This window comes from Solidesulfovibrio aerotolerans, assembly GCF_009856865.1.
GTDB lineage: Bacteria > Desulfobacterota > Desulfovibrionia > Desulfovibrionales > Desulfovibrionaceae > Solidesulfovibrio > Solidesulfovibrio aerotolerans.
This window is the reverse complement of the sequence record NZ_WVUD01000004.1, coordinates 166,420-179,071: the sequence shown is the minus strand read 5'-3', so window position 1 is coordinate 179,071 and position 12,652 is coordinate 166,420. Positions and strand designations below refer to the sequence as shown.

At 62.3% G+C, this 12,652-nt stretch carries 13 protein-coding genes and 1 other RNA gene; all 14 read right to left on the bottom strand.

Features of this window, described 5'->3' with window-relative positions:
* Positions 1-409: 409 nt before the first annotated feature.
* The gene (gene tyrS, locus GTA51_RS04520; RefSeq protein WP_160959059.1) at positions 410-1,684 is read right to left on the bottom strand and encodes a tyrosine--tRNA ligase; all 1,275 of its coding nucleotides are present in this window, start codon (positions 1,682-1,684) and stop codon (positions 410-412) included.
* Between the two features lie 56 nt (positions 1,685-1,740).
* Positions 1,741-2,109: an SPOR domain-containing protein gene (locus tag GTA51_RS04515; RefSeq protein ID WP_160959057.1), complete on the bottom strand. Its 369-nt coding sequence runs from the start codon at positions 2,107-2,109 to the stop codon at positions 1,741-1,743.
* An 11-nt stretch (positions 2,110-2,120) separates the two neighbouring features.
* Positions 2,121-2,597, bottom strand: coding sequence for a hypothetical protein (locus tag GTA51_RS04510; RefSeq protein WP_160959055.1), 477 nt, complete (start codon positions 2,595-2,597; stop codon positions 2,121-2,123).
* Between the two features lie 34 nt (positions 2,598-2,631).
* Complete coding sequence (locus GTA51_RS04505) at positions 2,632-3,408, bottom strand: TIGR00282 family metallophosphoesterase (protein WP_160959054.1); 777 nt, start codon at positions 3,406-3,408, stop codon at positions 2,632-2,634.
* Between the two features lie 159 nt (positions 3,409-3,567).
* Positions 3,568-5,127 carry a ribonuclease Y gene (rny, locus tag GTA51_RS04500; RefSeq protein WP_160959052.1) on the bottom strand — a complete coding sequence of 520 codons (1,560 nt, stop codon included), beginning with the start codon at positions 5,125-5,127 and terminating at the stop codon, positions 3,568-3,570.
* A 162-nt stretch (positions 5,128-5,289) separates the two neighbouring features.
* A non-coding RNA gene (ssrS, locus tag GTA51_RS04495) (6S RNA) lies at positions 5,290-5,471 on the bottom strand.
* A 32-nt stretch (positions 5,472-5,503) separates the two neighbouring features.
* The gene (locus GTA51_RS04490) at positions 5,504-5,758 is read right to left on the bottom strand and encodes a cell division protein ZapA (protein WP_160959050.1); all 255 of its coding nucleotides are present in this window, start codon (positions 5,756-5,758) and stop codon (positions 5,504-5,506) included.
* 45 nt (positions 5,759-5,803) lie between these two features.
* Complete coding sequence (locus tag GTA51_RS04485) at positions 5,804-5,983, bottom strand: cell division protein ZapB (RefSeq protein ID WP_160959049.1); 180 nt, start codon at positions 5,981-5,983, stop codon at positions 5,804-5,806.
* A gap of 44 nt (positions 5,984-6,027) precedes the next feature.
* Complete coding sequence (gene glmU / locus GTA51_RS04480) at positions 6,028-7,389, bottom strand: bifunctional UDP-N-acetylglucosamine diphosphorylase/glucosamine-1-phosphate N-acetyltransferase GlmU (protein WP_160959047.1); 1,362 nt, start codon at positions 7,387-7,389, stop codon at positions 6,028-6,030.
* 97 nt (positions 7,390-7,486) lie between these two features.
* Positions 7,487-7,930: a F0F1 ATP synthase subunit epsilon gene (locus tag GTA51_RS04475; protein ID WP_160959045.1), complete on the bottom strand. Its 444-nt coding sequence runs from the start codon at positions 7,928-7,930 to the stop codon at positions 7,487-7,489.
* A 373-nt stretch (positions 7,931-8,303) separates the two neighbouring features.
* Positions 8,304-8,729, bottom strand: coding sequence for a F0F1 ATP synthase subunit epsilon (locus GTA51_RS04470; RefSeq protein WP_160959044.1), 426 nt, complete (start codon positions 8,727-8,729; stop codon positions 8,304-8,306).
* A 5-nt stretch (positions 8,730-8,734) separates the two neighbouring features.
* Positions 8,735-10,147, bottom strand: a complete 1,413-nt coding sequence (atpD, locus tag GTA51_RS04465) for a F0F1 ATP synthase subunit beta (protein ID WP_160959042.1) — start codon at positions 10,145-10,147, stop codon at positions 8,735-8,737.
* An 18-nt stretch (positions 10,148-10,165) separates the two neighbouring features.
* A complete protein-coding gene (locus GTA51_RS04460) occupies positions 10,166-11,050 on the bottom strand; it encodes a F0F1 ATP synthase subunit gamma (RefSeq protein WP_160959041.1) in 885 nt (294 codons plus the stop codon).
* A 91-nt stretch (positions 11,051-11,141) separates the two neighbouring features.
* Positions 11,142-12,650: a F0F1 ATP synthase subunit alpha gene (atpA, locus tag GTA51_RS04455; RefSeq protein ID WP_160959039.1), complete on the bottom strand. Its 1,509-nt coding sequence runs from the start codon at positions 12,648-12,650 to the stop codon at positions 11,142-11,144.
* Positions 12,651-12,652 lie beyond the last annotated feature (2 nt).

Genomic DNA, 12,652 nt, shown 5'->3' with positions numbered 1-12,652 from the left:
CCAGACCCCCACCCTCCCCAAAAACTTTCAATGGGTTAGAGGGGAAGCTCGGTCACAACACCAAATGTGGCGCGCCGCACAAAACTCCCCCGAAGACCGTGTTTGCGCCGTGGGCAACCCCATCTCATCGCTCAAGCGCGAACCTATCGGCCCCGCTTCGGGGCCGAGGGCCGGTTGGGGGCTGGATTTGTCTGGCTGGTCCTGCCGGGCTTTGGCGGCAGGACCAGCCAGACAAATCCAGCCCCCATCTGCGACAGCCACCCGCCGCCGCCCCTCCCCCCAACCCGCTTCCCCCACTCCCGCACGCCCAGGCGGGGGGTCCGGGGGGATCATCCCCCCGGCAGGTCCAGGGCAGCGCCCTGGTGCGGTCTGGGGCAACGCCCCAGCAGGGTCCGGGGCAGCGCCCCGGTTATGCGCCCAGCGTCACGACGCCGTAGTTCTTTTTTCCTTTGCGCAGCAGCAGGATATTGCCGCCGATGCAGTCGTCACTGTCGATGGCCTGGGCTTCGGCGGCGCGGACGTTATTGAGGTAAATGCCGCCGGCTTTGATATCTTTGCGCGCCTGCCCAAGGGACGGGCAAAGGCCGAGATCGACCAGAAGATTGGGCAGTTGCGGCAATTCGGCCAGACTGGGATAGTTCTTGCCGGGTGCGGCTTCCAGGGCGGCGCGCAGGGTGGCGGCGTCGACGGCGTGGAGGTCGCCGCCGCCGAACAGGGCGTCGGTGACGGCTTCGACTTTGGCCAGTTCGTCGGCACCGTGGATCATGGCCGTGGTTTCCCGGGCCAGGGTTTTCTGGGCGGCGCGCAAGTGCGGTGCCTCGGCGGTCTGGGCGGCCAGGGCTTCGATGGCCTCTTTTTCGAGGAAAGTGAAATAGCGCAGGAAGTTTATGACGTCGCGGTCGTCGGCGTTGATCCAGTACTGGTAGAAGGCATAGGGCGAGGTCAGGGCGGTGTTTAAATAGATGGCCCCTTTTTCGCTTTTGCCGAACTTGGCCCCGGAGGCGGTGGTGATGAGCGGAAAGGTGAGGGCAAAGGCCTGGCCGCCGGTTTTGCGGCGGATGAGTTCGAGGCCGGCGGTGATATTGCCGAACTGGTCGCCGCCGCCGATTTGCAGGGTGCAGCCCATAGTGCGGTGCAAATACTCGAAGTCCAGCGACTGCAGGATCATGTAGCTGAATTCCGTGTAGGAGATGCCGGTATCTTCCCGGCCGATGCGCGATTTAACGGAATCCTTGGCCAGCATGTAGTTGATGGTAAAGTGTTTGCCGGTATCGCGCAGGAAGTCGATGATGGAGAGGGGCTGGGTCCAGTCGAGGTTATTGACCGGGGTGACGCGGTCGGCCACGCCCTGGCGCTCGAAAAAGGCCATGGCCTGGGCGCGGATTTTTTCGGCTGAAGCGGCCACCATGTCGGCGGTGCGCAGTTGGCGTTCCTTGTCCTTGCCGCTGGGGTCGCCGATGAGGCCCGTGGCCCCGCCCAGGAGAAACAGCGGTTTGTGTCCGGCCCTGGCAAACCGGGCCAGGGCGAGCAACGGCACGAGGTTGCCGATGTGCAGGCTGTCGGCGGTGGGGTCGAAGCCGCAGTAGAGGACGCGGCCGGGGGTATCAAAGTGTTGGCGCAGTTCGGCCTCGTCGGAGGATTGGTGGACGAGGCCGCGCCAGGAGAGTTCGTCGAAGATGTTCACGGCGATTCCTTTGGCGGTAAAGGCGGTTAGGCGTTTATGCTGGGGAGAGTGGCAGATCAGAGCCCGGAAGCCGGTATGGCAGAGGCACCGGCGGGCGAGGCTGCTTTGGTCGGCGTCTTTCCCCGTAGCAGGGGTTTGGCTCCGGCGATGCGCTCCAGGCGCGCCAGCGTATCGGGTTTGGCATCGTAGACATCCACCAGGACATTGAGGGTGAACTGGCCGTTTTTGATATCGGTTTCGATGCGGCTGTCAAAGCCGTCCTTCCCGAGCTTGGCTTTGAGCGCGTCGGCGTTCTGGGCTTTGCTAAACGTGCCCACCTGATAGGTGTCGTGGGGCCGTTGCCAGTCGTAGACGGTTTCTTCGGCGCAGCCGGAAAGACCGGCGGCCATGGCCAGTAGCAGCACAAGGAGCGAAAAAAAGCGCATGGTCAGGCCGCCTAGGGTTTGGCATCGCCGTGGCGGCGCTGCTTGTCGTTGTATTCGATGATCTCGGTGCGACCGTTTTGCTTTTCGGTGACGAGCATGAGGCGGTCGCCGTCCACATTGACGTTTAAGATACGCGAGCACTTGTTGATGTCGGGGATGACGGCGTAGGTTTTGTCCTTGCCCACGGCCACGAGGTCGTAGGTGATGGGACATTCGGCGTTGCCGACGCCATGGCGGATGAGCACCGCATCGTAGCCGTCGGCGACATCGCCCACGCTCATGTAGGACTGGGCGGTCAGGGCCGCGCCGGTGGCCTGGTGGATGACCCGGCCGCCCAAGAGCACGGTGGAGGCGGCACCGTCGCGCACCACTTCCAGGGGACCGGCCACGGTCATGTAGATGGCCGTGCGCTCAGGCGCGGCCAGGGCGGCCGGAGCGGCCAGGCCGAGACAGGCGGCGAGCAGCAGCAGGATGTTGGCGAGACGCATCGGGGTATCCTCCATGCGGGGGCTTGTGCGGCCCTCAGGCCAGCCGCCAAGGCGTTATAGTTACGACCTTGCCCGTGGCCGCGTCAATATCCAGCAGCGCGCCCTGCATTTCCGGCGCGGCTTTGGAGACGACGAAACGCCGGGGCAGGCCGGTGCGGAACCGGGCAATGACTTCTTCGGGGTCCATGCCCAGGGCCGAAGCGACCGGGCCGGTCAGGCCGATATCGGTCATATAGGCCGTGCCACGGGGCAGCAGCTGGGCATCGGCGGTCTGGATGTGGGTGTGGGTGCCCAGGACGGCACTGACCCGGCCGTCGAGAAAATAGCCCATGGCCTTTTTTTCGCTGGTGGCTTCGGCGTGAAAATCCACCAGCCGCACGGGCACGTCGGCGGGCAGTCCGGCCAGGAGCGTTTCGGCGGTGGCAAAGGGGCAGTCCACGGCCGGCATGAAGGTGCGGCCGAGGAGATTGATGACGGCATAGGGCGGCCCGTCCTTGGGGCGGCAGACCAGGCAGCCCGCGCCGGGCGCGCCAGGGGGATAGTTGGCCGGGCGCAGGAGACGGTCGGTGGTCTCGAAAAAGGGGATGATATCGCTGCGGCGGAAGGTGTGGTTGCCGCCGGTCATGACGTCGATGCCGGCTTCCAGAAGCTGGCGGGCGGCCTTGGCGGTCAGCCCGAGGCCCCCGGAGGCGTTTTCGCCGTTGGCCACCACCCGATCCAGGGCGTAATCGCGGCGCACCTGCCGCAGGCGTTCAAAGAGGATCGAGCGGCCCGGTCGGCCGAAGACGTCGCCCAAAACGAGGATGCGCATGGCCTGACGGTTCCTTGGCGTTGGGGTTGCGCCCAGTCCGGGTGCGGGGCAGTCACGAGGCGAAGGAAGAAAAACACGTCGCCGGGTTTGCGGCTGCGCCCCGGCCATGGTCAGCGCCCCGGGTCGGCGACCCGGGGCGCTTTCTGCGGCAAAACGGAGCTATTTGGCGATGCCCACGGCCCGGCGTTCGCGGATGACCGTGACGCGGATCTGGCCGGGATAGGTGAGATTGTCTTCGATGCGTTTGGCGATGTCTTTGCAGAGCAAAAACGTCTTGTCGTCATCGACATTTTCCGAATCCACCATGACGCGCACCTCGCGGCCGGCCTGGATAGCGTAGGCCTTGGACACGCCGTCGAAATCAAGAGCCAGGTTTTCCAGTTCCTCCAGGCGCTTGACGTAGCTTTCCAGAAGCTCCTTGCGGGCTCCGGGGCGGGCACCGGACAGGCTGTCAGCAGCCTGGACCAGGGTGGCCAGGATGGACTTGGGCGGCACGTCCTCGTGGTGGGCCATGATGGCGTGGAGGATGTCGCCGGATTCGCCGTACTTCTTGGCCAGATCCGCGCCAATCACGGCATGGGGGCCTTCGATTTCGTGGTCCACGGCCTTGCCGATGTCATGGAGCAGCCCGGCGCGTTTGGCGCGCTTGACGTCCAGGCCCAGTTCGGCGGCCATGATACCGGCCAGGGCAGCCACTTCCAGGGAGTGCTGGAGCACATTCTGGGAATAGCTGGTGCGGTATTGGAGCTGGCCCAAAAGCCGCACGACCTCGGGATGGATGCCGTGGACGCCGGAGTCGAAAGTGGCCTGCTCGCCGATCTCGCGGATCTTGACGTCGAGTTCCTGCTCGCATTTTTTGACCACATCTTCGATGCGGGCAGGATGGATGCGGCCGTCGGTGATAAGCCGTTCCAGAGCCATCTTGGCGATCTGGCGCTTAAGCGGCGAAAAGGCGGAGAGAATGACCGTTTCGGGCGTGTCGTCAATGATGAGATCGACGCCGGTGGCGGCTTCCAGGGCGCGGATGTTGCGGCCTTCGCGACCGATGATGCGGCCTTTCATTTCCTCGGACGGCAGGGCCACGGCCGTGACAGTCTGCTCGCCCACGAAATCGCCGGCATAGCGCTGGATGGCCAGGGCCAAAATCTTTTTGCTGCTCTTGTCGGCGGTTTCCTTGGCTTCCATTTCGATCTGGCGGACCATGCGGGCGGCGTCGTGGCGGGTCTTGGACTCGATTTCGTCCATGAGCCGTTTTTTGGCCTCTTCCATGGTCAGACCGGAGATTTCCTGGAGCCGCTTGTCGTGTTCGTCGGCAAGCTTGGAGAGTTGCTCGGCTTTTTCTTCCAGCTCGCGCTCCTTGGCGGTCAGCCGCTTCTCGGAGGTAAGCATTTCGGATTCTTTCTGGACGATCAGTTCCTGTTTTTCGTCAAGGCGTTCCCGGCGCTTGTGCACCTGTTCTTCCTTGTCTTCAACGGTCTGAATCTTGTCGCGAAATTCTTTTTCCAAGTCGAGTTTTTGCCGGTACATTTCGTCCTGGGCAGCCAGAACGACTTCTTTTTTATGGGCCGAGGCCTCTTTGCGGGCTTCGTCGAGGATGCGATCCGCCAGGGTTTTGGCCTCGTTAAGGGTTTTCTGGGAAATCCACTTGTCGAGGTAATACCCGGCCGGCACCCCGAGGCCAATGCCCACGATGCCCATGAAGACGGTCGAAAATTCCATGGCTTCTCCCGAAGCGGGGAGCAAACGGGGCGTAGCCCGTGGGCAAGGGATCGGACGAGTCGCAATCCGGAAGATGCTTGGCGCAAGCCGCGTGAGGTATGGCGAGAGTCCTGGAATGGTCGCTGCTCGGGACAGCCGCAACGCCCGTTTCCCGGTATATATCAAAGCCCCAGGGAGCCGTGTCGTTAATTCTTTTGAACCTTGGCAACCAAGGCGGACGCCGCTGTTTGACCTTCAGGCCACCCGGTCGAAGCCGGGCACGCACACCAGCCACGCGTCGCAGCATCCTATTTTTGAGTATCGGCTCAAAAATAAACCAACAATCACGCACACCCCAGGGAACTTTCTCGTGGCCCGCCGCAAAACGGCCGGCCCATCAATCTATCTTATGCAGCAACTCGCCCACCCGATCATTGAGGTGGTCAAGCTGCTGGTTCGACATCAACATATCGTCAGCCAGACCCAATGCGACAAAGGCCAGCAATTTCTCCTTGCCGAGCGTTTTCCCGCCCGCCTTAAGCAAGTTATATCGTTGCTCCACCAATTCCTTGGCGGCACTTACGCGCTCCGGTCCGGCATCTGTCTTAAACGACAGCTCTAGGCCCATTAGGGACAACGTATAGCTGGGCATCGCTGGACCGAAGATTCCCCGCCAGCCTCAAGGCCGGCCGGAGTGTTAGGGGTTGAGCTCCTCCTGAAGCTTTTCCATGAGGCTGTCTATCCGTTCGGCGACTGCCTTTTTTTCCTCAGCAAATCTGGCCAGATCGGCCCGAAGCGCCGCGTTTTCTTCTTCCAAGGCCTTTTTGCGGGCTACGAGCTGTTCGACCCGTTGTTCCAAGGCGTCGAAAATGTCCATGCCTTTCTGCTAGCCTTGTTTGCCTGTAAAAGCAAGCAGTGGCCTTACTTTCGGGGTTTGACCACCTGCCGGCCGCGACCAAGGGCCAGCATACCGTCCGGCACGTCAGAGGTAATCACGGAACCGGCCCCGACAAGGGCACCCGCGCCAATGGTGACCGGTGCCACCAGGGCGGTGTTGGAGCCGATAAACGCCTCCCGGCCGACCACGGTCTTGTGCTTGTGCACCCCGTCGTAATTGCAGGTGATGGTGCCGGCCCCGATGTTGACCCCGGCCCCGATCTCGGCGTCGCCCAGATAGGTAAGATGGCCGGCCTTGGCTCCGGGGCCAAGGACGGACTTTTTCATTTCCACGAAATTGCCGACCCGCGCCCCGGTTTCCAGGATCGCGCCCGGGCGCAGCCGGGCATAGGGGCCGACCTGGCAGTCGGCATCCACCCGGACGTTGTCCAGGTGGCAAAAAGACTGGACCACAACGTTTTCCCCGATAACGGCATCGGTTGCGACGCAGTGGGAGGCCAGGCTGGCCCCGGCGGCAACGGTTGTCCGGCCGTAGAGTTCCAGCGGGCCGCACACTTCCACACCCGGGGCCAGACGCACCTGGGGACCAAGGCGCACGCTGTCGGCCATGCGTACCACCACCCCGGCCTCGATATGGAGGTCAACGATGCGCCGGCGCAAGATTTCCTCGGCTGCAACCAGTTCGCGCGGGCTGTTGATGCCCAGATAGGCAGCATCATTCCCCCGGTTGACGGCCAGGACGCGCAGCCCGGCCGCTTCACCCAGGCTAACGAGGTCGGTGATATAGTATTCGCCGCTGTTATTGGCGTTGGAAAGCCGGCCCAACAGCGGGGCCACGGCCTCCAGGCGCAGGAGATAGACCCCGGCATTGATTTCGCCGCTGGGTGTGCCATGGCGCGCCGGATCAAAATCCTTGGCCTCGACGATGGCCACCCGGCCATCGCAGCGCACCACCCGGCCGTAGGCACCGGGGTCTGGCAGTTCGATGGAGACAAAGGACACGTCAGCGTCGGCGGCCAGGGCGGCAGCGCAAAAGGCTTCTATACTCTCGGCCGTGACCAGGGGCGCGTCGCCATTGACCACCAGCACATGGCTGAGCCCGGCCTGGGTCAGAGCAGGCAGGGCTGTTACCAGGGCGTGGCCGGTGCCGAGCTGCTCGGTCTGGGTCACAAACCGTCCGGCCAGTTCCGGAAACGCCGCCGCAACCGACTCGGCCCGATGCCCGATGACGGTCCAAACGTCAGCGGCGTAGAGCGTCGCCAGGGCCTTGGTCACATACCAGAGCATGGGTTTGCCAAGGAGTGTTTTGAGCACTTTGGGGGCATCGCTTCGCATACGCGTGCCCTTCCCGGCCGCCAGAGCCAATGCGCCAATGCGCTGGGTCATAGAATCGTCTCCACTGTGTCACAATGAAAAGGTCCGGCCGCGTGGCCGCAACCAGCCGGCAACCGTTTGGTCACAACCGCGCCCGGGGAAAAGGGGATCAGACCCGGGAAGCGGATCGGGACTGGCCGCCAGTGGCAGCCACGTCAAGCAGCTTCATGCGGGCCATGGCCCGTTGCAAGGCGGCTTTGGCCCGGACATAGTCCACTTTTTCCGCCCGTTGGGCTTCAAGACGCGCCTTGGCCCGTTCACTGGCCTTGCGCGCCCGGTCAAGATCAATCTCTTCGGGCAATTCCGCTGCTTCGGCCATGATAAGGACTTTGTCCGGCCCGACCTCGGCAAAACCGCCGGATACGAACACGTAGGCCAGCCTGCCGTTTTCCCGATAACTCAAATTGCCCACGGAAAGGGCCGCGAGAAAAGGGACATGCAACGGCAGGGCAGTAAATTCGCCGGAAACCGAAGCAGCCGTGACGCTGTCCACGGTCTTTTTGAGCACCAACCGATCCGGGGTGACAATTTCGAGTGCAAACGTCCTGGCCATACCATGTCCTTGGCAAAGGGTTTCGCGCGCCGATGGCGGTTGTATACCAGAAAGCGCCCTGCCCCGACAATGCATACGCCCGGGGCCGGCCCGGCAAAAGTGTGGTCGCGAGTTATCCAGTGGTTAATCTCGGCTGGCGCGGATTGAAGGAATGGGGCTTGTCGTGGATTGTCGTAGCTTATCGTGGATTGGCGTGGCGTAATGTGGCGTGACGTTGCGCTGCCTGACTTGTCGTGCCGGCCACGCTTGACCCACGGGCGTGCGCTGTTCAAACCGGCTAACGCTCTGAACACAAGCAGCACAGGCGTTGGCAGCGAAAAAAAAGGCGGCCCCCAAATGGGGGCCGCCTCGGATCAGCAAGTCAGGAATGGGCTTAGTGAGCGGCGGAGCCGATAGACCCGGAGTTGTCGCGCACGCGCAGGCGATACATCGCCCGCTGCATGGCGGCCTGGGCCCGGGCGAAGTCGACCTTGTCCCGTTCGCGCTCAACCCGCTGTTTGGCCCGATCCTGGGCCCGGCGGGCGCGTTCGATGTCGATATCTTCCGGACGCTCGGCCACTTCAGCCAGAATGGTGACCTTGTTCCCGGACACCTCGGCAAACCCGCCGGCGATGAAGACGTAGTTCGCCTTGCCGCCGGTCTTGTACATCAGCGAACCGATGCCAAGGGCCGACAGGAACGGGATGTGGTTCGCCATGACGCCGAATTCACCAAGCAGACCCGGAGCGCCCACGTAGTCAACATCCTGGGACAAGACGAGCTTGTCCGGGGTGACGATTTCAAGGCGGAGTTGGGCCATGATCGTTATCCTTTCTTGGCGTTTTCAACGGCCTCGTTGATGTCGCCGACCATGTAGAAGGCGCCTTCGGGGATATCATCATGCTTGCCGTCGATGATGGCACGGAAGCCCTTGATGGTGTCCTCAAGCTTCACGTAGCGGCCTTCCTTGCCGGTGAACTGGGCGGCAACGAAGAAGGGCTGCGACAGGAAGCGCTGGATCTTACGGGCGCGGGCAACGGTCAGCTTATCCTCGTCGGACAGTTCGTCCATACCGAGAATGGCGATGATGTCCTGGAGATCCTTGTACTTCTGCAGGCTCGACTGGACTTCACGGGCTGTTGCGTAGTGCTCGGCACCCAGAACCAGGGGATCGAGAATGCGCGACGTGGAGTCGAGCGGATCAACCGCGGGGTAGATGCCAAGCTCGGCGATCTGACGCGACAGAACCAGCGTGCCGTCCAAGTGGGAGAACGTGGTGGCAGGCGCGGGGTCGGTCAAGTCATCGGCAGGCACGTAAACGGCCTGGACCGAGGTGATGGAGCCTTTCTTGGTGGAGGTGATGCGTTCCTGGAGGGCACCAAGGTCGGTACCCAGGGTCGGCTGGTAACCGACCGCGGAAGGCATACGGCCAAGAAGGGCGGAGACTTCGGAACCAGCCTGGGTGAACCGGAAGATGTTGTCGATAAAGAGCAACACGTCCTGGCCTTCCTCGTCGCGGAAGTACTCAGCGCAGGTCAGAGCGGTCAGGGCCACGCGGGCGCGGGCTCCCGGAGGCTCATTCATCTGACCGTAGACAAGTGAGGCTTTGCCCAGGATGTCGGCTTCTTTGAACTCGTGATAAAGGTCGTTGCCTTCACGGGTGCGCTCACCAACGCCGGCGAACACGGACAGACCGCCGTGGTGCTTGGCGATGTTGTTGATCAGCTCCATGAGAACGACGGTCTTGCCGACGCCGGCACCGCCGAACAGGCCGAGCTTGCCGCCCTTGGGGAAGGGAATCAGCAAGTCGATGACCTTGATGCCGGTTTCAAGCAGCTCGATGCTGGTGGACTGATCCACGAAGGCCGGAGCCGAACGGTGGATGGGCCACATGACCGTGGAGTCAACCGGACCCATTTCGTCCACGGGACGACCGACGACGTTCAGGATGCGGCCAAGGGCACCCTTGCCGACCGGGACGCGGATGGCCGAACCGGTGTCGGTGGCAGCCATGCCGCGCACCAGACCGTCGGTGGAGTCCATGGCGATGCAGCGCACGACGTTGTCGCCGAGGTGCTGGGCCACTTCGACCACGAGGTCGGTAGCGAATTCATTGTTAACGTTCTTGATGTCGAGGGCATTCAAGATATTCGGCAGTTTGCCCTCGGGAAATTCGACGTCGATAACGGCGCCGATGACCTGCACGATTTTTCCGACATTTCCGCTTGTCGCGCTCATTGTATGATGCCCCCTTGGTTATCCCTTGAGTGCTTCGGAACCGCCGACGATGTCCATCAGTTCCTTGGTAATGGCCGTTTGGCGGGCCTTGTTGTAGACCAGGGTAAGCGAGCTGACGAGGTCGTCGCAGTTCCTGGTGGCATTGTCCATGGATCGCATCCGGGCAGCGTGCTCGCTGGCCGAGGTGTCAAGCAACCCGCGATAGATCTGGACATTGATGAACCGGGGCAAGAGCTCGGCGAGCAGACCTTCCACCGACGGTTCGTAGATGTACTCGGCCTTGGCGCCGACGTCCTCTTTGACCTCACCGACAGCGGCGGCAGGGGAAAGGGGCAGCACGGGCAAAAGCGTGGGTTCCTGGCGGGCAAGGCTTACAAACTTGCCAAAGGCCATGATCACTTCATCGTAGGTTTCGCCGACATAGCCGCCGATGACCTCAGATCCGATACGCGTGGCCAGGGAGAAGTCGAAGGCAGCCATTTCATTGACATAGGCGGCCACGATTTCAAAACTGGTGCGCCGGAAGCTGTCGCGGGCCTTGCGGCCGACGCACATGATCTTAACGGTCTTGCCTTCGGCGGTTTTGGCCCGGGCGACCTTCATGGACGCCTGGATGATGTTGTTGTTAAAGGCGCCGCACAGACCGCGATCCGAGGTAATGACCACCATCAGGACAGTCTTTACTTCTTCGCGGGCTTCCAGCAGCGGATGGGTCGAGGAGTCGGCACCTTTGGCCAGTTCTCCGAGCATCTCGTAGAACTTGTCGGCGTAGGGACGAAACCGCTCAATGCGCGACTGGGCGTGGCGCAGCTTGGCCGAGGCCACCATGTTCATGGCCTTGGTGATCTGCTTGGTCTTTCGGACCCCGTTGATCTTGTTCTTTACGTCTTTGAGCGCAGGCATGGCTCCCCCTTTAGGCCTGTGTCAGCGTTGCGCAGCAGCCGCGAACGGCCGCCTTTTTGCAAAAAACCTTCATGGTTTTTAAGCGCGACGCCTAGGCCTTGAAGCCCTTTTTGAACTCGTCGATGGCCGCGCCAAGTCTGGCGGTCAGGCTGTCGTCGAGCGCCTTCTTATCCCGGATCTCGTTCAGGATGTCGCTCTTGGCGTTGGCAAAGTACTCCTGCAGGCCTTCCTCGAACTTGCGCACGGACTCAACCGGCACATCGTCCATGAAGCCGCGGGTACCGGCGAACAGGGAGATAACCTGCTCGGCCACGCTCATGGGCTTGTACTGGGGCTGCTTGAGCAGTTCCACCATGCGCATGCCGCGATTGAGCTTGAGCTGGGTGCCCTTGTCCAGATCGGAACCGAACTGGGCGAAAGCGGCCAGCTCGCGGTACTGGGCGAGGTCGAGACGCAGCGTACCGGCGACCTGCTTCATGGCCTTGACCTGGGCAGCACCACCGACGCGGGAGACCGACAGACCGACGTTGATGGCCGGACGGATACCGGCGTTAAACAGGTTGGGCTCGAGGTAAACCTGTCCGTCGGTGATGGAGATGACGTTGGTCGGGATGTAGGCCGACACGTCGCCCGCCTGGGTCTCGATGATGGGCAGCGCGGTCAGGGAGCCGGCTCCCAGGGCATCGGACAATTTGGCGGCACGCTCCAGCAAACGCGAGTGGAGGTAGAAAACGTCGCCGGGGTAGGCTTCACGTCCGGGGGGACGACGCAGCAAGAGGGACATCTGGCGGTAGCTGACGGCCTGCTTGGACAGATCATCATAGATGATCAGGGCGTGGCGGCCGTTGTCGCGGTGGTACTCCGCCATGGTGCAGCCGGAGTAGGCGGCCATGAACTGGAGCGAAGCCGGCTCGGACGCGGTGGCCGAGATGATGGTGGTGTATTCCATGGCTCCGTAACGGCGCAGCGTTTCGGCAACCAGGGCAACCGTGGACTTCTTCTGGCCGATGGCGACGTAGAAGCAGAACACGCCCTGTCCCTTCTGGGCCAGGATGGCGTCGATGCAGACGGCGGTCTTGCCGGTCTGACGGTCGCCGATGATCAGTTCGCGCTGGCCACGACCGATGGGGGTCATGGCGTCAACGGCCTTAAGGCCCGTGTACATGGGCTCATGGACCGACTTACGGGCGATGATGCCGGGGGCCTTGATTTCGACGTTACGCACTTCCTTGGCTTCAATGGGGCCAAGGCCGTCGATGGGGCTTCCCAGGGGGTCGATGACGCGGCCGGTGACGGCGTCGCCGACGGGCACCGAGAAGATCTTGCCGGTGCGCTTGACCGGGTCGCCTTCTTTGATGTGGGTGTCTTCACCAAGAAGGGCCACACCGACGTTGTCCTCTTCCAGGTTGAGCACCAGACCCATGATACCGCCCGGGAATTCCAAAAGCTCCATGGCCATGGCGTTCTGGACGCCGTAGACGCGGGCAATCTGGTCGCCGACGGACAGCACAGTGCCAGTCTCGCTCATCTCAACGCGAGACTCGTAGTGCTGAATCTGCTGTTCGATGATCTGGCTGATCTCTTCCGCTTTGATTTGCATGG

What these genes read in the sequence shown, in the direction of transcription:
- GTA51_RS04490 (WP_160959050.1), bottom strand. Translation starts at nt 5,758, where the DNA reads ATGCCCAGCTATACGTTGTCCCTAATGGGCCTAGAGCTGTCGTTTAAG.
- GTA51_RS04485 (WP_160959049.1), bottom strand. Translation starts at nt 5,983, where the DNA reads ATGGACATTTTCGACGCCTTGGAACAACGGGTCGAACAGCTCGTAGCC.
- GTA51_RS04505 (WP_160959054.1), bottom strand. Translation starts at nt 3,408, where the DNA reads ATGCGCATCCTCGTTTTGGGCGACGTCTTCGGCCGACCGGGCCGCTCG.
- GTA51_RS04460 (WP_160959041.1), bottom strand. Translation starts at nt 11,050, where the DNA reads ATGCCTGCGCTCAAAGACGTAAAGAACAAGATCAACGGGGTCCGAAAG.
- GTA51_RS04515 (WP_160959057.1), bottom strand. Translation starts at nt 2,109, where the DNA reads ATGCGCTTTTTTTCGCTCCTTGTGCTGCTACTGGCCATGGCCGCCGGT.
- atpA (WP_160959039.1), bottom strand. Translation starts at nt 12,650, where the DNA reads ATGCAAATCAAAGCGGAAGAGATCAGCCAGATCATCGAACAGCAGATT.
- rny (WP_160959052.1), bottom strand. Translation starts at nt 5,127, where the DNA reads ATGGAATTTTCGACCGTCTTCATGGGCATCGTGGGCATTGGCCTCGGG.
- atpD (WP_160959042.1), bottom strand. Translation starts at nt 10,147, where the DNA reads ATGAGCGCGACAAGCGGAAATGTCGGAAAAATCGTGCAGGTCATCGGC.
- GTA51_RS04510 (WP_160959055.1), bottom strand. Translation starts at nt 2,597, where the DNA reads ATGCGTCTCGCCAACATCCTGCTGCTGCTCGCCGCCTGTCTCGGCCTG.
- glmU (WP_160959047.1), bottom strand. Translation starts at nt 7,389, where the DNA reads ATGACCCAGCGCATTGGCGCATTGGCTCTGGCGGCCGGGAAGGGCACG.
- GTA51_RS04475 (WP_160959045.1), bottom strand. Translation starts at nt 7,930, where the DNA reads ATGGCCAGGACGTTTGCACTCGAAATTGTCACCCCGGATCGGTTGGTG.
- GTA51_RS04470 (WP_160959044.1), bottom strand. Translation starts at nt 8,729, where the DNA reads ATGGCCCAACTCCGCCTTGAAATCGTCACCCCGGACAAGCTCGTCTTG.